The 20686-nt window shown below is 67.6% G+C and carries 13 protein-coding genes and 4 pseudogenes; 7 read left to right on the forward strand and 10 right to left on the reverse strand.

Going from position 1 to position 20686, the window contains the following annotated elements; translation table 11 throughout:
- Positions 1-173: 173 nt before the first annotated feature.
- The 3 genes and pseudogenes from ACGFZN_RS33645 (at position 174) to ACGFZN_RS33655 (ending at position 1923) form a co-directional block, all read left to right on the forward strand.
- Complete coding sequence (locus ACGFZN_RS33645; protein ID WP_393862254.1) at positions 174-278, forward strand: hypothetical protein; 105 nt, start codon at positions 174-176, stop codon at positions 276-278.
- Positions 279-339: 61 nt separating this feature from the next.
- A pseudogene (locus ACGFZN_RS33650) lies at positions 340-750 on the forward strand (transposase family protein); the annotation flags it as partial.
- 375 nt (positions 751-1125) lie between these two features.
- On the forward strand, positions 1126-1923 hold the full coding sequence (locus tag ACGFZN_RS33655) for a hypothetical protein (RefSeq protein WP_393862255.1): 798 nt from the start codon (positions 1126-1128) through the stop codon (positions 1921-1923).
- Positions 1924-2936: 1013 nt separating this feature from the next.
- Here ACGFZN_RS33655 and ACGFZN_RS33660 read toward each other — a convergent pair.
- The gene (locus ACGFZN_RS33660) at positions 2937-4034 is read right to left on the reverse strand and encodes an IS110 family transposase (RefSeq protein WP_393862256.1); all 1098 of its coding nucleotides are present in this window, start codon (positions 4032-4034) and stop codon (positions 2937-2939) included.
- A gap of 505 nt (positions 4035-4539) precedes the next feature.
- Between ACGFZN_RS33660 and ACGFZN_RS33665 the strand changes: the two are divergent.
- A pseudogene (locus ACGFZN_RS33665) lies at positions 4540-4653 on the forward strand (IS5/IS1182 family transposase); the annotation flags it as partial.
- A 97-nt stretch (positions 4654-4750) separates the two neighbouring features.
- The gene (locus ACGFZN_RS33670; RefSeq protein ID WP_393862257.1) at positions 4751-5899 is read left to right on the forward strand and encodes a serine hydrolase domain-containing protein; all 1149 of its coding nucleotides are present in this window, start codon (positions 4751-4753) and stop codon (positions 5897-5899) included.
- 302 nt (positions 5900-6201) lie between these two features.
- Here ACGFZN_RS33670 and ACGFZN_RS33675 read toward each other — a convergent pair whose 3' ends face one another.
- The 4 genes from ACGFZN_RS33675 to ACGFZN_RS33690 form a co-directional block, all read right to left on the reverse strand.
- Complete coding sequence (locus ACGFZN_RS33675) at positions 6202-7029, reverse strand: alpha/beta fold hydrolase (RefSeq protein WP_393862258.1); 828 nt, start codon at positions 7027-7029, stop codon at positions 6202-6204.
- Between the two features lie 603 nt (positions 7030-7632).
- Positions 7633-8859 carry a cytochrome P450 gene (locus ACGFZN_RS33680; RefSeq protein WP_393862259.1) on the reverse strand — a complete coding sequence of 409 codons (1227 nt, stop codon included), beginning with the start codon at positions 8857-8859 and terminating at the stop codon, positions 7633-7635.
- Between the two features lie 35 nt (positions 8860-8894).
- Positions 8895-10289 (reverse strand): NAD(P)/FAD-dependent oxidoreductase, encoded by a 1395-nt coding sequence (locus ACGFZN_RS33685; RefSeq protein ID WP_393862260.1) that lies wholly within the window; start codon positions 10287-10289, stop codon positions 8895-8897.
- Entirely contained in the window at positions 10279-10506 is a 228-nt protein-coding gene (locus ACGFZN_RS33690) for a ferredoxin (protein ID WP_393862261.1), read from the reverse strand. Before ACGFZN_RS33690 ends, ACGFZN_RS33685 begins: the two co-directional genes overlap by 11 nt.
- 402 nt (positions 10507-10908) lie before the next feature.
- On the opposite strand from ACGFZN_RS33690, the gene ACGFZN_RS33695 reads away from it, so the two are divergent.
- Positions 10909-12867 carry a glycoside hydrolase family 15 protein gene (locus ACGFZN_RS33695; RefSeq protein WP_393862262.1) on the forward strand — a complete coding sequence of 653 codons (1959 nt, stop codon included), beginning with the start codon at positions 10909-10911 and terminating at the stop codon, positions 12865-12867.
- A 154-nt stretch (positions 12868-13021) separates the two neighbouring features.
- Here the strand turns inward: ACGFZN_RS33695 and ACGFZN_RS33700 are convergent, their stop codons facing one another.
- Entirely contained in the window at positions 13022-15139 is a 2118-nt protein-coding gene (locus ACGFZN_RS33700; protein ID WP_393862263.1) for an FUSC family protein, read from the reverse strand.
- 932 nt (positions 15140-16071) lie between these two features.
- Between ACGFZN_RS33700 and ACGFZN_RS33705 the strand changes: the two genes are divergently transcribed.
- A complete protein-coding gene (locus ACGFZN_RS33705; RefSeq protein ID WP_393862264.1) occupies positions 16072-16599 on the forward strand; it encodes a hypothetical protein in 528 nt (175 codons plus the stop codon).
- Here ACGFZN_RS33705 and ACGFZN_RS33710 read toward each other — a convergent pair.
- From ACGFZN_RS33710 to ACGFZN_RS33725, 4 genes and pseudogenes are all read right to left on the reverse strand, one after another.
- Positions 16547-17341 (reverse strand): IS5 family transposase, encoded by a 795-nt coding sequence (locus ACGFZN_RS33710; protein WP_393862265.1) that lies wholly within the window; start codon positions 17339-17341, stop codon positions 16547-16549. The genes ACGFZN_RS33705 and ACGFZN_RS33710 overlap by 53 nt on opposite strands.
- Before the next feature lie 322 nt (positions 17342-17663).
- Positions 17664-18018: pseudogene (locus ACGFZN_RS33715) on the reverse strand (winged helix-turn-helix domain-containing protein).
- Between the two features lie 495 nt (positions 18019-18513).
- A pseudogene (locus ACGFZN_RS33720) lies at positions 18514-18822 on the reverse strand (transposase); the annotation flags it as partial.
- Between the two features lie 135 nt (positions 18823-18957).
- Positions 18958-20019: a hypothetical protein gene (locus ACGFZN_RS33725; RefSeq protein ID WP_393862266.1), complete on the reverse strand. Its 1062-nt coding sequence runs from the start codon at positions 20017-20019 to the stop codon at positions 18958-18960.
- Positions 20020-20686 lie beyond the last annotated feature (667 nt).

Here is a 20686-nt window from a genome sequence, read left to right on the forward strand (position 1 = left end):
GGGCCTTCGCCCGACTCAAGTCCTGGCGCATCATGCGCAGAACACGCTCTTCCACCCGCCGCATCAGCCGCACTGTCCAAGCCATCCACGTACTACTGACCTGCGACTATTCACGATGAAAGAGGCTCAGTGACAGGGAGATCGCCGAACGCCTCACGTTGTCCGTGCGTACTGTGAGCAACCACCTCTACCGCATCTACCGCAAGGTCGGGGTGGACAACCGCCGAAAACTACGCAGCGCGATGACCTCCGATGTGTCGTCGCCGTCGCCTGGATAGCGCACTCGCGGCTGGGTCCACGGCTGACCCCAATCCGGCGCAGGCTCCACGGCGTCGGGGCCCCTTCTACTCGGGGAAGTATAAGAAGCACGGGATGAACGTCCAGATCATCACCGATCCTTTCGGTCGGCTGCTCTGGGCCTCACCCGCGCTGCCCAGCGCAGTCCACGACATCAGGGCCGCACGCACCCACGGCATCGTCGACGCCCTGGCCGAGGCCGGGGTGCGCTGCTGGGGCGGACAAGGGGTACCAGGGTGCCGGCGGCACGGTGCGAGTGCCCTACCGGGGCCTCTGGGAGAAGCTGTCCGCAGGCCAGCGGGCCGTGAACCTGTCCCACGCCAAGATCCGCACCCTCTGTGAGCAGGCGATGGCCACCCTAAAGACCCGGCGGCTGCTGCGTAAGCTCCGTTGCCATCCGCATCCCCCGCGGTCAAGGCCGTCCTCACGCTTCACCTGTCGATGTCAAGTTGAGGTTTGAAAGGACTCACGGTCCAGTAAGTGGAGTACCCACTACTCACACGGTCGCTCATGAATTCCTATAGCCTTGCTGCGAGAGGGGTTACTTCCTTAGAAGACCAAGTTCTGCCCCGCCTGATAGACGACTGTCTCGCGGAGATCGCTGGCCCGAGAGCTTTTCGCAGTCTTTCAGCAACATTGCGTGGGACCTCAGCGGGACCTGCGAGCGGCCATCGCAGGGTGCCTGTTTCAATACATCTAGAAAGCAAGGAAAATGAGATGAAATCATGGGTTAAGCGCATTTAAAAGACGGTTACCTCGGCCAAGAGAGAGGAAATCACACGTCGCCATTCCGGTCAGCGTGCCACCACACGCAGAACATTTTTCGGGGTGTCGATTCTCGCTCTTCTCGCAGCAACTATTCCCGCAGGGACTGCACAAGCATACGACGCAAGCATTTGCCAAAGCGGCTGCTGGGTTGATGTGCACCTGGGATACGTCGATATCACGGATCTTTACACCGACGAGAGCGTGATGGGTACATGCGCATATCCGGCACCTCGGGGATGCGGTACCTATTCATCGGCATATGCGGCCGTCTACGGCAGGTTCGGTGCAGACGACAGACCTCAGACCACTTCGACCTATGACTGGAAATGGCTTACCACGGGAGATGCGGCGTACGCGCCAAGAAGAGCCTATAATTCACATAACGGACCCTGGTACGACATGGGAGTTGGCCCAGGCGGGGACGGTGGTCTTTTTTCATTCCAGCACACAATGGCCCGAATAACACATCCTGGAGACGAACTTAGAGGCTGGGATGGCCCATCGTTTTGGAACGACAATGACCTCAACATGTGCAACTCGACAAACGGAGATGAAGTCTGCAATGGCGCCACTGGGGATGCAATCCCCCTATCGGGCACCCCGGTGGTTCCCGGCAGTATCAGGCTATGGGTGCACCCATGGGAGAACATAGATGTCAACCTCGAGTTCAAAAATTTTTTCGACGGGAACGAGGTGTGCACCTTCACGGACCATCTACTAATGGGTCCCTCTTTCCTCAATGACATCAAGGACTACGAACCCGATAGCTTTATCACCCGCACCTACACAAATCCGAAATTTGATCAGTCTTACACCAATAAGTGCGAGGCGACATACGACATCTCTATAGAATCCTAGAAGTCAGCCTCCGACTTCCAGCAATAAAAGGCGACTGGATCGGTAATGGCGCGGATAAGGAGCCTTTACTGAGCTTGAACTCGTGGTGTCGCCGTGAGTTATCTGGGTCGGAAGACGAGTCCGGTTTCTGTGCGGCATCCGTCGAGGAGCGCCGGGCGATACTGGATCTTGCGAAGGCCCTGGCGGACTGTGCGGATGAGGTGGTCTGCGTTGGAGAAGGCCACGTTGGCGGTGTAGCCGCGTCGTAGCAACGACCACACGCCTTCGACGGGGTTGAGCTCGGGCGCCTAGGCGGGTAGCTGGAAGACGGTCAGCCAGTCCTGGCCATCGCTGAAGGCCCGCTTCTCGGCACGCACGTGGGTGCCGAGGATACTCCTATGCTGCGTCAAGTGGCAGAAGATGCGGCGACGGAGGCTGTCGCCGGCTGGATCTGCGGGTAGATCTCGCGGGCGACGTGGCGTTTGAGTCCTCTGAGTCAAGTCAGGTGGCAGTAAGAGGGTCTGCTGCAGGTAGCAGTGCTTGTCCTCCCCGTAGAAGGCTTCGACTTTGCAAGAGCGTAGACCACGACCTGGTTGGTCGCGAGGAGTTCCGCTGCCGCATGCTGCACATCGGCCGTGTGCCGCGTGTCGTCACCGCCTCCTTGCTTCGGTGTTCGAAAGAGGAGAATCTGAGTGCAATGGAGCCCTCGCGCAGGCTCCCGCCCAGCCTGACCAGCCACACGACAAAGCCCCGCCGGACCAGACCGACGCGGCTTCGTCGTGCAGTCAGGTGTCACGCGCGAATCACCAACTCCGTGGACACCCTCCCGGCGCAGGATCCCGAAACTGGACATACATGTCTGCATAGGACTGGATGGACGGCCCTGGACGGCTTCTACGACATGTGCCATGTGGTACCCAGTGAGGGACCCAAGATCAGGACCGGAGCGTCTTCTGGCCCGTCAAAGCGGTATTGCAGGGTGTTCGGGGGTGTCTCACTCACGCCCCAGACCCTCTCACGTCTCACGGACGCCCCTATAACGTGGGGGTGCGGGCAACCGGCCTGACCAGGTTGAACACCTCTCGGGCGGCATACCGCTTGAGGCATCGGATGATCTCACGACGTGTCTTGCCCTCCTGGGTGCGGCGTTCGTAGTACGCCTGCGTGCGCGGGTCATGACGCAGCCGGGTGAAGACGATGCGGTGCAGGGCCGCGTTCGCCTGGCGGTCGCCGCCGTGGTTGAGCCGGCGCGTGCTCCTCCGGCCCGAGGAGTACTCGATGGGGCTGACTCCGCAAAGGGCAGCAAAGGATGCCTCGGTGTTCAGTCGCTCGGGGTTGTCTCCCATGGTGATCAGGAGAGTGACGGCGCTGTCCGGACCGATGCCCACCGGTTCGAGCAGCTGTGGGGCGTGGCGTTCGACGAGCCCGGTCAGGCGCTGGTTCAGCTCATTGATCTGCCCAGTGAGCTGCTCGACGCGCTCGGCGAGCATGCGCAACGTCAGGTGGGTGGCCTGAGTCACCGCGTCCTCGTCTCCCTCAGCGTCGTGCGGGCCGAGGCGCGCGCAGGTGCGGAACAACTCGGCATTGCCCAGGCCGGAGAGCTGTTCCCGCAGAACGGGGTCGGCAATGACCAGGACGGCCTTGAGCTGGTTGATCGCCTGGGTACGGGCCTTGACCGCGGAGTCCTTGGCGAGCTTGAAGATCCGGGCGCTGTGCACCTGACCGTCGCCGGACTTGGCCCGGGCCCGGGCACGACCGCTGAGCACGGCCCGCGCGGCGGCCTGAGCGTCGAGCGGGTCCGACTTCCCCAGCAGTCGGCGGGCCGAGCGGTCGGGCCGGTTCACTTCGAACACCTGAATCTGCTGGGCCAGCAGGTAGCGGGACAGGCCCGCGCCGAAGGTGCCGGTGCCCTCCACACCGGCCCGGCGCACCGTACCCCGCTTGCGGGCCCACATGAGCAGCTGCCGGTAGCCGGCCGCCGTCGCGGGAAAGGACTCCGTTCCGAGGATCTTCCCGAGCGGGGAGATCACGGCGGCAACATGCACCTCGCCGTGCGTGTCCACGCCCAGGACGACCTCGCGCCGAACGGGAGGACCCGCGCTCGATGAGGTGCTGCGCTGTCGGCTCGTCATGATGGTTCGCCTCCCACGTGATGACGTGATGCTGGACGGATGGCACCGGCCCGCCCGGGCGGTCTGAACCGTGATGACGCCTGAAACTTGGCAAGGCCCCTATTGGGACACGCCCTGTGGCTCGGTACCGGAAGGCGCCATCCCGCAACGACAGTCGACACGCCTGTGACTGGACACTTCGGTCAAAGATCTCAAGAGTCAGACCCCCGCCCGGGACGGCACTGCGCAACCGTCCCATCGATCCCGGTGCGCCGGTATGACCGACCACAGTCAAACGGCTTCGCCCGAACCAGCGCGCAGCCTGGTCGGAGCAGACTGACACTGAGGTGACTCCCCGCCCACTCGTGACCGACGATGACGGACAGCCGTATGGCCCGCCTTACCGGCTGTCCTTCGTCGACCACGGCACGAAGGGCTGGAACCCCCTGCCACAAGCAGTCAGCCACAGTGATCGCCCCACGGAAGCGGCGAACGGGTTTCGACGCACTGGGGAACGGAGCCTATCTCGGCGAATGTGCAGGTCATCATGGATGCCGACACCCGCCTGGTGGTGGCCTCAGCCCGGTCGGCACCCGGCAACAAGGCAGACGCACATGTCTGGCGCGAGTCGGATCTGCCCGTGACGAGGCTCTGGCCATCAGACCTGTCGACGCCGATGATTTTCGGCCTGGGCGGGAGTCTGTCCTTCGACAGCGATCTTCTGGAAGGCGGACCTTGTGACGACCCTGCACGACTTGCTCGAAGCCCACGTCGGTGCCGGTGCGCTGCCGGGAGCGGTTGGCCTCGTGGCCCGGGGTGACCAGGTCGAGGTGGCGGCCGTCGGCACACAGGACGTCGGCGACGGCGTCCCGATGGCGAGGGACTCCATCTTCCGGGTCGCCTCGATCACCAAGTCCGTCACCGCCGCCGCACTGCTGATCCTCGTGGAGGAGGGCACGCTCGCACTGGACGTCCCGATCGGGACGTGGCTGCCGGAGCTGGGGAAGCCGGTGGTCGTACGCACGCCGGCGAGCCCGGTGGACGACGTGGTGCCGGCCGACCGGCCCATCACCGTGTTCGACGTGCTGGCCTCCCAGGCCGGGTACGGATTCCCCTCCGACTTCACCCTGCCGGCGGTGCAGGAGTTGTTCACGGTGCAAAAGGACGGCCGGGTGCCGAGCAACTTCCCGCCGGCCGACGAGTGGATGGCGGCGCTCGGCCGCATCCCGCTGCTGTACCAGCCGGGCGCTGCCTGGCTGTACGACACCTGCTCCGTCCTGCAGGGAGTATTGATTTCACGGGTCACCGGACAGCCGCTGCCGGAGTTCCTGACGGAGCGGATCTTCGGGCCGCTGGGCATGGTGGACACCGGTTTCGAGGTGCCGGCCGCCAAGCGGGGCCGGTTCACCAGCTTCTACAGGCCAGGCGATGACGGCAGCCTGGAACTCGCCGACGGCCCGGACGGCGAGTGGAGGAGCCTGCCGGCGCTACCGCTCGGCAACGGCGGGCTGGCCTCGACCGCCGACGACTGGCTGGCCTTCTGCCGGATGTTGCTGGCCGGCGGGGTCGCGGCCGACGGCCGCCGGGTGCTGTCGGCCGACTCCGTACGCATGATGACCACCGACCACACGAATCCGGTCCAGCGCGACATCGGCCGACTGTTCCTGGAGGGCCAGGGCTGGGGCTTCGGCGGCTCGGTTGACAGCCACCGGTCCAACCCGTGGAATGTGCCCGGCCGTTACGGCTGGGTCGGCGGCACGGGCACAGCGGCGCACGTCATCCCGGCCACGGGCGCGGTCACCATCCTGCTGACTCAGGTGGCAGCGATGGGTCCCGTACCGGCACCGATGATCAGGGACTTCTGGCGGTACGCGGCGGACGCCTGACACAGACCCCCACTGGGGCAACGAGGACGGACCTCTCCAGCGAGGTGGTCGTCAGCCATGCTGAAGCCGCCGACGGCGCAATCCTGCGCATCGTGATCGACCATGGTCGGGATGCCGGGGATACGAGACGAGCGCGACCGGCAAAGGATTCGGCACCGCGCTGTCTCGGCGCAGGGTGAGGCCGGCCGCTGTGCAGGAACGGCTCGATGGCGGCCGGCCCGAGTCCGAGGCCGCGGGGGCAGCCGTTCCTTCGTCGTCCTGGGCGAAGGCGAGCGAGAACGTGCGGCCGGCAGGGTCGGCTTCTACTTGGTGAGGAATTCCAGCAGGTCCCGGTTGAACCTCTCCTTGTCGCCCGGCACCATCGCGATGCCGTGGGAGCCGCCCTCGTACACCTTCAGCTCGGCGTTCGGGATGATCTGGGCGGACTTGCGGCCGGTGGCGTCGATGGGCACAACCTGGTCGTCGTCGCCGTGCACCACCAGGGTGGGGATGTCGAACTTCTTCAGGTCCTCGGTGAAGTCGGTGTAGCCGAAGGCGTCCACGCATCGCACGCCGCCTTCGATGGTCTGCGCCATTGCCATGTACCAGAAGGCGTCCTTGTTGCCCTGGGTGACTTTGTTGCCGGGGCGGTTGGCGGAGAAGAAACCCTCCGCGGTGTCCTTCCAGAATTGGGAGCGCTCGGTGAGGACGCCGTCCTTGAGCCCGTCGAACACCTCGTCCGGCACGCCCTCGGGATTCTTGTCAGACTTGATCATCACCGGCGGGATGGCGGACAGCAGCACCGCCGAGCGCAGCCGCCCGGTGCCGTGTCGGCCGATGTAGCGCGCGAGCTCGCCGCCACCCATGGAGTGCGCGACCAGGCTGACGTCTCGCAGGTCGAGGTGGGTGAGCAGGTCGTTGAGGTCGTCGGCGAAGGTGTCGAAGTCGTAGCCGTCCCAGACGGGCGTGGAGTGTCCGTGTCCGCGACGGTCGTGCGCGATTCCGCGGTATCCGGCGTCGACGACGGCCTTGAGCTGGTCCTGCCAGGCGTCGCCATTGAGCGGCCAGCCGTGGATGAACACTACGGGACGCCCGTGGCCCCAGTCCTTGTAGAAGATCTCGACACCGTCGCGGGTGGTGCAGATGGGCATGTGGCCTCCGTCGGCGCAGCTCCGGCCGTACGGGGGCAGGCCGGGCGGGAAGAGAGGGATGCTCTGGCATCCGCTTGCCAGCGGAACGCACGCCCGCACCGGGCGCAAGCGTCGACCGCCAGATGGCCTACGTGACGGTGTGGTGCTGACCCTCCTACCGAGCCGATGCTCGCCGAGGCACGACGATCGCTGCCTGAGGATGAGGCTCTGCCGCGTGTACAGGATCACGGAGCAGAAGGTGGACGGTTTCCGGGCCGTCCCTCGCGCGTCCCGGACTCGTGGTGATTCTGGCATCGCCGCCGCGGCCGCCTAGCTGTGCGAGGCCCTCGTGCTCGACGGTGAGCTGTCTTACCGCACGAGGGGTGGCTGCATTCGGTGAGGTGCAGCGCCGTCCAGGCCGCGACGGAACGTCCTGCCTGTCTGATCGTTTTCAACGTTTGAGGCCGCCGCGGTCGAACTCGGTCCAACACACGATGTTGGCGCTTCGTTCGGCCATGGCCCGGATGACGGGGAGGGAGTCGGGGAGGAAGACCGCGACGCCGGTGTGGACGGGGCAGTACCGGAACGGGTTCTGAAAAGGGTCCCCGCTGGACGGCTCCTGCGTCATGGTGCGGTGAGGCCGTCGATCGCCACGGGAAGGTGGCGGGGGCCGCGCAGGACGGGGTTGGCGCGGTACGGCGGTGGGTCCGCCAGCAGCCGTGGGTTCTTGATCCGGCGGAAGAGCTCCGGCAGGGCGAGCTGCGCCTCCATCCGGGCCAGCGGGGCGCCGAAGCAGTAGTGGATGCCGGTGTAGAACCCCAAGTGCTGGTTGTCCGCGCGGTCGGGATCGAACCGGTCGGGATCCTCGAAGCGTTTCGGGTCGCGGTTGGCCGAGGCCAGCATCAGCCGGACAGGCGCGCCCTTAGGAATGGTGGTCCCGGCGACGTCGATGTCGGCCAGGGCGGTGGTGAACGGTATGAACTGGACCGGCGGCTCGTACCGCAGCACCTCCTCGACGAGCGGGACGACCAGCTCTGGTTCCTTCCGGAACCGCTCGAGGACCTCGGGGTGGCGCAGCAGCGTGAGCGTCGCGTTGCTGATCAGGTTGACGGTGGTCTCGTGGCCCGCGATCAGGAGAAGAATCGCGGTGGACACCAGCTCCGTGGTCGACATGGTGCCGCCGGGGCCCGTTTCGCGGGCGAGGGGACCGAGGATCCCGCTGCCGTTGCGGCGGCGCTTGGTGTCGATCAGGCCGGAGAGGTAGACGCCCAGCTCGCGGCGTGCCTGCTGGGCCTTTTCCGCGCCTCTTGGCCCGCCACTGGGATCGAGCCCCGACGCGACGGTATCGGCCCAGCCGTGGAAGCGTTGTTCGTCCTCGCGCGGCACGCCCAGGACCTTGCAGATGGCCGTGACGGGCAGAGGATAGGCGAAGTCGTCGACCACGTCGATCTCGTCCTTGCCTTCGAGCCCGTCGAACAGCTCGGCCACGACCCTGGCCAGCTCTCCACGCAGGTTGTGGAGGAACCTGGGGCTGTGCGGGGGCCCGAACGGCCGCATCGCCGCATTGCGCAGCCGGTCGTGTCCGGGCGGGTCCTGAAACAGGAAGCTCGGCGGCAGATTCGTGTCCTCCTCGGACATGGCTGGGCCGTCGGCGCCGGGAGTGCGGTTGCGCAGGTCGTTGCTCAGCCGCGGGTCGTTGGCCAGGCTCCGCACCTCGTAATACGTGCTGACCAGGTACGACCCATCGTCCTGACGGCTGACCGGCGAGGCGCGCAGTGCCGCGTAGAGCGGGTACGGATCGGCGCGACTCGCGTAGTCGGTGATCTGGGCGAACAGGGTGCCGAGAGTCATGGTGTCTCCTGAGGGCCGACGGTCCGGAAAGAGGGTCAGGCGCGCGCCGGGACGAAATGGACACGCCGCTCGGTCGGTGAGTGGCCGGTCAGGGTGACGGTGGGTTCGTGGGTGGGCAGGTGGGGGTCCGGGAACGCCGGATCGATCGGCTGCACGGCGTCGGCACGGCCGTCCACCACTGGGTAGTCCGGCGGGAACGACGCTCCGGTCTCGATCTGCTGCTGGTAGTGCCCCAGCCACTTGCCCGCGTCGAAGGATGCCGCGGCGATGACCCGTCCGCGATACCCGTACACCGCGACGAACCGCTCCTCGGCGAGTGCCCCCTGCGCTACGACCAGTTGATCGCCCATAGTCGGCACACCCACCGACTTGATGTTGACGCCGAACTGGACCGACCAGAACATCGGCACCCACAGGTGCGGGCGGCGCTCGGGACCTGCGCTGATCATGTTGTGGGCGGCGATCCGGGCCTGTTCGACCGCGTTGCCCCAGTGCTCCAGCGACAGGAACTGGTATCCGAACAGCGGGTGCGGGCTGCGGGCGACGTCGCCGGCGGCATAGATGTCGTCGGTGACGATTCCGTTGACGTCGAACACCCGGCATCCCGCGTCGCAGGCGATCCCCCTGGGGCCGGCGGCCACTCCGGAGCCGGCGAGCCATTCGGTGTTCCGGACGGCGCCGAGGCAGACCACCGCCACGTCGACGTCGATCGCCGATCCGTCGGACAGGTGGGCGCGCCGGAGCCGTCCGGCCTGGTCGCCCTCCAGCGCGGTGATACTGACTCCGCAACGAAGGTCCACGCCATGATCATGCTGTAGCCGGGCCGCCACCGCAGCGAGGACCCCGCCGAGGGCGCCGACCAAGGGTGCCGGGCCGCGTTCGACGACCGTCACCTCCAGGCCGCGCTCCCGGCAGACGGAGGCGATCTCGGAGCCCGTGAAACCGGCGCCGATCACCAGCGTCCGACGTGGGCCGGTGGCGAGTTTCCGGCACAGCCGTGCGGAGTCGTCAAGGGTACGCAGCACGAAAACCCCGTCCAGCGCCGCCTGTTCCGGGTGGAACCAGGGCCGGGCCTTGGTACCGGTGGTGATGAGCAGGCGGTCGTAGGGCACGGTGTCTCCGTCGGCGAGGATCACCTGCTTGGCGGTTCGGTCCAGGCCCGCGGCGGCCACGCCCAGACGCCATTCGGCGTCGATGTCACGCCTGCGCGGCAGCGCGGTCGCCTCGGCATCCTCCAGCCCCAGCAGCACCTGCTTGGACAGCGGCGGCCGGTCGTACGGCTCGTACGGCTCGTCGCCGATCAGGGTGAGCGACCCGGTGAAGCCCCGGTCGCGCAGGACCTCCGCCCCACGCAGTCCGGCCAGCGAGGCACCTACGACGACGATGCGTCCCTCCCGCCGGAGGGCCGCGGCACCGGTGTCAGCCGACACGGCCCTCCACCACCTTCGTCGGTTCGTCGGAGAAGTCGGCGAGAATGGCCTGGACCGGGCAGGCGGCCACGGCTTGTTCCACCTGGTCACGCAGGGCCTCGTCGAAGCGGGAGGTGTAGAGCAGCGCCTCCTCGCCGTGCAGAGTGAAGACGTCCGGGGCGAGGAAGGCGCACTGCGCGAATCCCTGGCACCGGTTGAGATCGACGACAAGCCTCATCTGGAACCCCGCTCCTCACTCGGGCCGCGAAGTCAGCAGGTCACGCAGCCCTGTGCGTTCGGTTCACTCGAATGGTCGGCATGCCTCATATACAGCATCAGCTCGGCGGGAGGGCCACGCAACGCGAGAGCAGCGGGGATTCAGCGGGAACGTGAGCAGCTGGCGGACGAACACCGCCCACATGTCTGCGGTGTCCGCCCTGCCGAGCACTCCGTGACCGCCATCCGCGTAGGACATCGTCAGCGCAGATACCAGGGCGCGCAGCTGCTCCGCTTCCAGGAGTAATGCGAAGCCTGCGCACGCCGGGCAGTCTGGAGGAGGGGCGCATGGCACGTCCTCAGCTTCGCATGGTGGGGAGCGGCGACGTCACCGCAGACGCCAGGCACGTCGGGAAGAGGCCCCATGAACGAACATCCGCTGATCGAAGACCACGGACTCATCGGTGACCTGCACACGGCCGCGCTGGTGTCCACCGAGGGAACGATCGACTGGTTCTGCAGCCCGCGATTCGACTCGCCGAGCATCTTCGCAGCACTGCTCGACGGTGACACCGGAGGTCACTGGACGATCGCTCCCCAGGCGCCGACGTACGCGACCAAGCAGCTCTACTACCCGGACACCTGTGTGCTGCTCACCAGATTCATGACCGAGCAAGGCGTCGGCTCGGTCGTGGATTTCATGCCTCCTGCCTCGCCACGCAGTCCGACGAACAATCACCGGCTGGTCCGCATGCTGCGCTGCACACGCGGCGAGATCTCGTTCGACATCGAGATCGCCCCGCGGTTCGACTACGCGCGGCAATCACATGAGGTCACGTCGTCCATGGGTGGCTGGCATTTCGCCGGCCGGGACGCGGACTTGACCATCCACGTAGTGGACACACTCGACGACGAGCGCCTGGACGACCGGAGAATTCGGGCAGGAAAAGCGCTCATGTCCATAAGGCTGCGAGCCGGTATGACCCGCGGCCTCATGCTGGAGACGTTCGCCGACGGTCCGCCCCGCATCGTCCCGCCAGAGGAATGCGAGCGTCTTCTGGAGGACACCATCGCCTTCTGGCACAGCTGGCTGGCGCATTCACGCTACACAGGACGGTGGCGGGAGACGATCAACCGCTCTGCCATGACGCTCAAACTGATGACATATGCCCCGTCCGGAGCCATGGTCGCGGCCCCGACCACCAGCCTGCCGGAACAGGCCGGAGGCGAGCGAAACTGGGACTATCGCTACGCCTGGGTGCGTGATGCCTCCCTGTCCCTGCACGCGCTGCTCGGACTGGGATTCACCGACGAGGCCATGGCGTTCACCGAGTGGCTGGGCGACCGCGTTCAGGAAGTCGCCGGATCGGGCGAGCACCCTCTGAAGGTCATGTACCGCGTCGACGGCTCCGCCGACCTGGCGGAGCAGACCCTCGGGCACTGGGCAGGCTACCGGTCCTCAGCTCCGGTCCGGGTCGGCAACGGTGCCGCTGACCAGTTGCAGCTCGACATCTACGGATCGGCGCTGGAGTGCCTCCATTTCGCAGACCTGCGCGGTCTGCCGACGACCTGCCGCATCTGGGAGGCACTGATCAACACGGTGGACTGGGTGTGCGAGAACTGGGACCGTCCCGAAGCCGGTATCTGGGAAACACGGGGCGGTGACAAGGACTTCACCTATGGGCGGCTCATGAGCTGGATCGCGTTGGACCGGGCCGTCCGTATGGCCGCCCGGAGCGGCCGCCCCGGTGAGACACAGCGCTGGACCAGGCAACGCGACGCCATCTACTGGCAGATCATGCAGCGAGGCTGGAGTGAGGAGCGTGCCGCGTTCACCCAGTACCTGGGCAGCGAGGTCCTGGACTCCGCGCTGCTGCGGATGCCCGCGGTGGGGTTCATCCCCCCGCAGGACCCGCGGTGGCTCTCGACCCTGGACGCGATCAAGAAGGATCTCGTGTCCGACGGACTCGTGTACCGGTACGATCCCTCCGCCTCTCCGGACGGGCTGCGCGGGTCCGAAGGCACCTTCTCGGCATGCACGTTCTGGTACGTCGAGGCCCTGGCCCGCGCCGGCCATCTGCGTGAGGGGCGATTCGTCTTCGAGAAGATGCTCACCTACGCCAATCATCTCGGTCTGTACTCCGAGGAAATCGGACTGACCGGCGAGCAACTCGGCAACTTTCCGCAAGCGTTGACCCACCTCGCCCTCATCTCCGCCGCGCTGAGCCTGGATGCCCATCTCGACGCCGCCGTGCCAGGTTTCCCTCCCACCTCACCGGTCCCGGTTCCCTATCTCTATGCGCAACCGATGACGGCGGAGGCCGGAGGTCCGCCGGTCACGCCGGCCACCCCGTATCCGTCGGACCACATCATCCGCAGGTGAGCGCACCGACCTGTCCACAACGGCATCGGCATCACGAGCATCGGGTGTCGCCTCGCACCGGAGACGCCGGACATCTGACCGTGCGGCCAGGCGCACAGACGGCCTGCCGGCGCGGAGAGCAATGGTCGAGGCGGGCGACGAGCCCGGGTACATCTCACGCTGCCGTGTGACGACCGGGGCGGTGGCGGGAGGCGATGGTGGCGGTCAGGTCCTCGACGGCGTCGACGGTCGCGGCGCTCAGGGCGACAGCCCGGCCGGTCGCGGCGCTTCCGGAGCCGTCCGACCTCTCGGCCGGCAGGCCGGAGCGGGCGGTGAAGGAGTCGTACACCGACCGCAACGCCCCCGGGGCCACGGTCTCGGCACCAACGGCGGCGCGGGCCAGGGCGGTGAGGTGTTCGTGCATCGGATCGGCCAGTTCGGTCAGCTCAGGCACGGTCTCCTGCGATGTGCGCGGCAGGTGTTCGCCCAGCAGGGTGGCACATCCGGCGACCATGGAGACCTGAGCCCTGATCCGCTCCATCTGCGTACTCGACCAGGGCCCGCGGTGCTCGGCGGGCTCGGCGTGCGACTGCTCCACCGCAACTTCCATATGCTCCCGGACCTGCCGTGACCGCGCCCGCAGCGCGTCGACGGCTGCCAGGTCGGCCGCCCCGACGTCGGCGTAGCCGGTCAGCAGCTCGGGCAGCAGCCGGTCCTGCACCCGCAGCCACTCCGCGAGCAGGCCCGGCAGCCGCCGGGTGGACCACGTCGGCCAGACCAGGAAGATAACGATCGCCAGCACCGCGCCGACCACCGTGTCGGCTGCCCGGGCCCACGCAGTGGGCCCGGGCAGCCCGCCGACGTGGTGGATCAGGAAGACGATCCAGGTGGTCAGCCACAGGTTGAGCATCAGCTGCCCGGTCCGCAGGGTCGCGAACGACGCCGCTGCCAGCACCACCGACGCGACCGCGAGGCCGGCGGGTGACCAGTGCGGCAGGGAGAGCACCCAGGCCAAGAGGCCGCCCAGCACGGCCCCGGCCGCCCGTCCCCAGCCGCGGGCCATGGTGTGCCCGTACTCGGGGAACAGCACCAGCAGGGTGGTCAGGGCCACCCAAAAGCCGTGCGCGGAGATGCCCAGCCCGCCCCAGCCGCCGATCGACCGGCCGATGACCTCGGCGAGCACCACGCCCACGGCGATTCGCACCGCATGGCGGAAGATCGGCGACTGGAGATGCAGCTGCGCCCGGATCCGCCGGGCGGCGCGTGCCACGGAGGGCGTGCCCGCGTACAGGCCCGGCACCTCGGTGTGGGGCTCCAGCACATCGCCGACGCGGCCCTCCGTCGAGCGCCGGGCCAGCTGCTCGGCCAGCCGCAGCCGTGCAGCCAGATCCCGCGGGCCGCGCACGGGCGAGTCGTCCGCCGCCGATTCCAGGACCGCCCAGACCTCCTCCGGGGCGCAGTGCTCGCGGCCGGAGGCCACAGTACGGGAGATGTTCCCCAGCACCTGAGCTGCGCCGACCAGGGCCTTCTGGTTCCCCGCTGCTGCCGCCCCGGATGCCGTGACCCGTACGGTATGCAGCACGCGGCGGATGCGCTCAGCCTCGCCCAGCAGTCCGAACATGGCCGCCGCGGCCGGCCGGCTGAACTGCGGCAGCAGGTCCAGGGCGTGCCGGGCCGCCGTGAACGGAGCCGCCTCGCTCACGACGTCGGACCCGGCCTTGACCGATGCCTCAGCGAGCGACTGGTACAGGGCGGCAAGCGCACGGCGCTGGGAAGCGAACCGCGGACCGTACGGCGGGAGCAACCACACCACGACGACGAGTCCGGTCCCGACCGCGATCCACCCGGCTATCACCAGGCCGCCGTGCACGTCCGGAGCGAGATCAGCCGTGATCATCAGCCCGATGACCGCGAGGCAGCCCCGGATGCCGGGCGCGACACCCACCGTGCGCCACAGCCCGATGGCGAACGCCGCGACCGCGAGCAGCAGTAGGAACAACCAGGTGCTGGCGTGCACCAGCGCCCCCAGCACCGCCATGGCGCTGAAGGCCGCAGCCATCCCGACCGCGTTCACCACCGGGTGCCGCAACGGGCTCAGCAGCGTACCGATGCCGCAGATGAACGCACCGACGCTGGCCATGGCCCCGGCCAGCGGGTCGTTCAGCAGCAGCCCGAGGACGGTGGCGAGCAGCACCGCCAAAACGGCCCGCACGATCGCCGACGGGGCCGCGAACGCGCGTTGAATACGCAGTCCGTCCCGCCCGATCGTGATCAGTGACGACCACCAGCGCATGTCCGGGCCTCCTCGACGGCACGGCCCCGCACCCACGCTCTCATCCTCTGCCAGCCCCGGCCTGGCTGCCACTCGCTACACCTGGACCGAACCGGTGCTCAACCTGGTCTGGGCTGGCTGAGATGGAGTTGACCTCTCGCCCACTCGTGACTGGCGTGGCGGACAGCCTCGTGGCCCGCTTCACCGGCAATCGCCGGCAGCCGGGCATGCGAGATCCTGCAATACACCGGTCGGCCGCCGGAGCCAGCGTCGATCTCCTTGCTTCCCGGGCACACCACGGCGTTCATGGACGAGCATGGGCCCGCGCTGCTGGTTAGCGCGGGCCCATAGTGGGCGGTCCTTCAGACGGGCGGCCCGGGCCTGAGGGCACGCGGACGCGAGCATCTCGTTGTTCACGTCGATGATCTGACCAGGCTTCCAGTTGGTGACGACCTCCCGGCTGCAGTTGGTCATAGCCTCGACGTACCCGGCAGCCGGGCCTGATGAAATGCCGGCTGCATCATCCGCCGCTGCTCACGTTGCCCTGCATACGCAGTGATGATCACGCCGGTAGCCAGCAGCCGGCGGGCCATCTTTTGGATCTTTCCACCCTTGTCATAGGTAGGGGGATCTCGGAGCATCCGGTGCCCAAGCTCGTGGTGGCACACCCCGCGGGTATCGAACCGAGCCGGAGACGGACGAGGGCACCGTGGCCGGGAAGGTTGCGGAAGAAGCCAAGCGGGTTCCGCACGACCTGCGGGGCGTGCCCCACGGTCGGGAGCGAGCCGGGTGCGATACCCAGGGTGTATCAAACGTCTGCCGGGCTCTTTTACCTCAGAAGCCGTATCTCAACCGGACATGATCGCTTGCTTTCCGCTGGTCAGGCATGGTCTCGCTCGGGGTGAGGGAGGCATGCGGCGTCTTGTTTCGGCTCCGTGATCGAGGGGTGCGCGATGGCGTCGGTGCTGGGAATGCTGGAGGAGCGGGAGACAGTGGCCCGAGTGCGGGTGGAAGGGCTGCGCGAGAAAGTCGCGCGGCTGGCTGGGGTGTTGGAGGCGGCGGAGATCGAGCTGGACCGGCGGGTGATCGCGCGGGAGGAGCTGGTCGAGGCCCTGGCGGCCTCGGCTGCCGAGACCACCGCAGTGACCGAGGCGGAGGCGCACACCGTGTCCTCGCCCGCGCCGGTGCCGGGCTCGATCGTGCCGCCTTGGCGCGAAGGGCTGCCGGTGACGGTGCTGGCGCCGGACTACCAGCGGATTCTGGGCGTGTTCGATGAGCGGCAGCCCGCGGGCCAAGGGCCGTTGAAGGCCAGGGAGATCACGGTTCAGCTGCGCTTGGAGACAACGTCGGCGAAGGTCGAGGGGGTGCGCTCGAAGGCCCGGCGTCTGGCGGAGCGCGGGTGGCTCCTGCAGGAGACGTCGGGGGCATTCAGCGTCGGCCGGCGGCCCGTGGCCGTGCCAGACGCCGGCTCATCCGCGTGACCATCGACCACCGGATCATCGCCTCGCTGCTGGCCGGCAGCGTCTCGTAGTCCCGGGCCAGCCGGCGCGAATGCATCAGCCATGCGAACGTGCGCTCTGCCACCCAGCGCCTGGGCAGCACCACGAACCCTGCCATGTCGTCGGTGCGTTTGACGATCTCCAAGGTCAGCGCGAGTTTCTGACGGCACCAGTCGACGAGGGAGCCGGTGTAGCCGCCGTCGGCCCAGACGAGGGCGATGTCGCGGTGCAGGCGGCGCAGCCGCTGCAGCAGGCCCACGGCGGCGTCCCGGTCGCCGATGTTCGCGGCGGTGACCGCGACGACCAAGAGCAGACCGAGTGTGTCGGTCACGATGTGCCGCTTACGCCCCGGCACTTTCTTCCCGCCGTCGTAGCCGCGTGAGGCGGCCGGCACCGTCGCGGCGGCCCGTACCGACTGCGCGTCGATGATTCCCGCTGTGGGCTCGGCCTCACGGCCTTCGCGCTCACGGACCTTCCCGCGTAGCCGGTCGTGGAACTCGGTGATCAGCCCGTGCTCGCGCCAGCGGCGGAAGAAGGCGTAGACCCGGCCCCAGTCGGGGAAGTCCGCGGGCATCGCCCGCCAGGAGATTCCGCCCGCGACCAGGTAGCGGATCGTGTCCAGCAGTTGGCGGTGGCAGTAGCTCTCGGGCTGCCCGCCCCGCCCCTGAAGCCAGGCCGGCACCGGCAGCAACGGCCGGATGGCCGCCCACTCCGCGTCCGTCATGTCCGACGGATACCGACGCACCCGATCGGGATGGTCGGCCGCGTTGCCGTACACGTGCGCGAGGCAATCACACGATGGAGCAGCCGAGTTGAACTGACCGGGCTCGGACGCGTACAACAACGACACCAGGGCCTCCCGGCATTGCTCGGTTAGATTCGCATCCCCGAGCTACCGAGAGGCCCTGCCTTCATGCGCGTACCGCCGGAAGATCACCCCGGCGGGAAACCTGTTCGACCCGCACGTTCCAAGATCGGTTGAGATACGGCTTCTCAGCCCAGGTCGCATTCTTCCATGTCGGCGACGCGTGAATCGTGGTTCTGGATCACTTTTCAGCCGTCGCCGACACTTCCAGACGGTGACGGGCCACTGGCCGCGCGGGGATCTGCGGACTGAAGCCCAGCCGGTGCATCAACCTCGTGGTCCCCGAGACGTGGAACTTCCTGCCGATCAGCGTGGCCACCCGCGCCGCGGTCCACACCTGATCCTCCACCCAGCCGTGCGCGGCCGGGCCCTGCTCGAGATACGCGGCCAGCTTCTCCAGGCACCGAAGGGACAGACGGCATCGTGGTCCGCTCGGGCCACGGGAGGCCAGTGCCTGCGCACCATCGTCCCCGCCACAGCTGGTGCCACTGATAGGCCGACTTCCGGCTCACCCGCAGTCGCCGTGCGACCTCTATCGGCTTGGTCTTCTACTCGAACAGCTCGGCCGCCTGCATCCGTACCGCCTCCCGGCGCCGCCGTCCCGCAGCAGACAGCCCGCCCCCATCCCCATACCTCACACACCGCGGGATACGGCCATCGCGCCAGGCGTATCCGGGACTTCCAACGAGTTCACCCTGACGAGCTGAAGTCAGTAAGCGGGACAACCACTGCTCGTAACATCAATCCACCACAAGGCAGAGGCCCACCCAGCTCGCCGACGGTACCGCGTCGTCCCACGACCCTACGAGAATGTGTGATCGCAAATCTGGCCCCCCTGAGAGCGTTGCAGGAGCACGACCTGCATGCGCAAGAGGAGCCGAACGCGTCACGCTTTGCGAGCCCAGTCGGACTCACTGCGAAGCCGCAGAGGAGCGCTCCGATGCGGCGTCGCGTCTCACAGCTCCGCTCGGAGTCCCATCGGGAGGGACCTCGGCAGGGCCGCGCCATATCACCGGCGCTCTCACAAGCCCCTATGAGCGGGTTCCTGACTGTAGCTGTCTGACCAGGTGAAAGACCTCCCGGGCCGCATAGCGTTTGAGGCATCGGACGATTTCGCGCCGGGCCTTGCCCTCCTTGATACGGCGCTCGTAATAGTCCTGGGTACGCGGGTCGACCCGCAGGCGGCTGAACACGATGCGATGCAGCGCGGCATTGGCCTGCCGGTCGCCGCCGCGGTTGAGGCGGCGGAACTGCCGACGTCCGGAGGAGCGCTCGACAGGACTGACCCCGCACAGCACAGCGAAGGACGCTCCACTGTCCAGGCGTTCCGGGTTGTCCCCCACTGGTTCTGCTCACGAAAATCGACAGCAGATGTTCAGTAATTTCGACAGCACCCCGGTGCGCTTCTTGTTCGATAGAGGCCAGGCCCGAGCCCCGACTTCGGGCCGCGGCAGCAGCGACGCCGGGCGACCGGGTCAGGACGTCCAGCAGGTGTAGGTGAGCCAGGTCTGGACCTCGTCGGCGGACAGCACACGAGTCAGCTCGGCCGTCCCCGGGAGCATCGGGAAGAACCGGTCGGCGTTCCAACTGCGCGGGTACATCGGCTCGTCCAGCACGAGTAGGCGGCGTCCTTCCACAACGGGGATGTCGTCGGGCAGCCCCTCGTTCCAGATCCGCTCCCCGTCCGGGGCGAGGAGTTCGAAGGCCCCGGTCGCGACGGCCCCGGTGCGCCCCTGGGCGGGCTCGGGGTCCGTGGCCAGGCGGACGCTCTCCGCCGACGGTGCGGTGCCGGGCACGTGGCCGCCGCCGACGAGCACGTGGGCGAGCAGTGTGTGCAGCTGGAAGTTGTCCCCGATGCCGCCGATGCGCACTTCGAACCCGGTCCCGGTGGGCCGGTGCAACACCACCAGGGGCTCGTCGTCCAGAATCGCCAGCGCGTAGGCCAGGCATTTGAGGTCGTGCCGCGACAGGGCCGCCAGGTCGCGGCAGGCAGGGAGGAGCGCCGATGCGTGCCGACGGCGCACCTCGGTGCTGCGGCACAGCACGGCCAGCGCGGGGGGCTGCCACTGCTCGACCGAGCACCAGGCCAGCGCCAGCCGCAACGCTTCGTGCGCCTCGCCACCCAGCCGGGCCATCAGCGCGTCGTCGATGATCTTCTCGTCGGCCTTCGGCAGTTCGCCCCCGGCACCGCCGGCGGCGACCCAGCGGCGGGCGAACTCCAGGGCATCGAGCAGGTCCCGGTGGGTGCCGTCGAGGATCGGCTCCGCACACGCCGCCGGATCAGCACCGCGTTCCACGCAGAAGCCGGCCATCGTCGCCAGCATCGGGCGCGGACCGGTGGGCGGAAAGACGGGTAGTAGCGCGGCCAACCGGGGTCCCACCGGCACACATTCGGTGCCCGTCGCCGACTGCAGACCACTCATCGCCGCGTGGAACGCACGCTCGGTGCGGCCACCGTCGCGAGCGGCCACCGCCTGCTCCAGCTCTGACATGACAGCGGTCAGGTCCGCGGTCTTCTGCTTCCTTCTGAAGATCACCGACACACCTTAGGCCCGAGGCCTGACAGGTGTCATCAGGCCACCGTTGTTCGAAGATTCCGGACCGCTCCGTGCTGTCGAAACCGGTGAACATTTGCTGTCGGTTCTCGTGAACAGAGCCACCCCCACCGTGATCAGCAACGTGACCGCCGTGTCCGGGCCGATCCCCACCACGTCGAGCAGCTGCGGGGCATGGCACTCCACGAGCCGGGCAAGACGAGTCTCTACGTCCCGGATCTGTTCCGAGTGGCCTGCAGCACCGACTCCTCACCGACCTCCTCGTGACCGCTCACGTCCGCGAACTGCTGGCGCTCCGCCTTGGCGACCAGGACGTTCCCTGCCCCCCCGCGGGCTGGACGAGGCGAGCCTTCATCGCCTCCGCCCCGATGGCCGAGGCCGACCGCCGCCCGACGACTTCAGGAAAGGCCGTTACGGGGAGGAGCCGGCCAGAACGATGTCCGCCGCCGGTCTGTCTCGTCGCGTGCAGCGACCGGCTGCACGAGCCCCCTGGCCGTCGGGACGGCCGCGCTGCGCCAGCTCCGGTGATCCCCGTGATTCCCCGACCGATCTGGCACGCGTCTGGCACCAGCACTGCACAGAACTCAGGCTCTGCGCGCCTAGATAGCCCCGTCCGGAGGGCCGGGCACCCGCAGCAGTACGGGCCCGG

This window comes from Streptomyces sp. NPDC048192 (assembly GCF_043202415.1).
Lineage (GTDB): Bacteria > Actinomycetota > Actinomycetes > Streptomycetales > Streptomycetaceae > Streptomyces.

Bases quoted from the DNA above. Each gene is read 5' to 3' on its own strand.
- ACGFZN_RS33660 (WP_393862256.1), bottom strand. From the start codon at position 4,034: ATGACGAGCCGACAGCGCAGCACCTCATCGAGCGCGGGTCCTCCCGTT.
- ACGFZN_RS33675 (WP_393862258.1), bottom strand. From the start codon at position 7,029: ATGCCCATCTGCACCACCCGCGACGGTGTCGAGATCTTCTACAAGGAC.
- ACGFZN_RS33680 (WP_393862259.1), bottom strand. From the start codon at position 8,859: ATGACTCTCGGCACCCTGTTCGCCCAGATCACCGACTACGCGAGTCGC.
- ACGFZN_RS33690 (WP_393862261.1), bottom strand. From the start codon at position 10,506: ATGAGGCTTGTCGTCGATCTCAACCGGTGCCAGGGATTCGCGCAGTGC.
- ACGFZN_RS33695 (WP_393862262.1), top strand. From the start codon at position 10,909: ATGAACGAACATCCGCTGATCGAAGACCACGGACTCATCGGTGACCTG.
- ACGFZN_RS33700 (WP_393862263.1), bottom strand. From the start codon at position 15,139: ATGCGCTGGTGGTCGTCACTGATCACGATCGGGCGGGACGGACTGCGT.
- ACGFZN_RS33705 (WP_393862264.1), top strand. From the start codon at position 16,072: ATGGCGTCGGTGCTGGGAATGCTGGAGGAGCGGGAGACAGTGGCCCGA.
- ACGFZN_RS33710 (WP_393862265.1), bottom strand. From the start codon at position 17,341: ATGACGGACGCGGAGTGGGCGGCCATCCGGCCGTTGCTGCCGGTGCCG.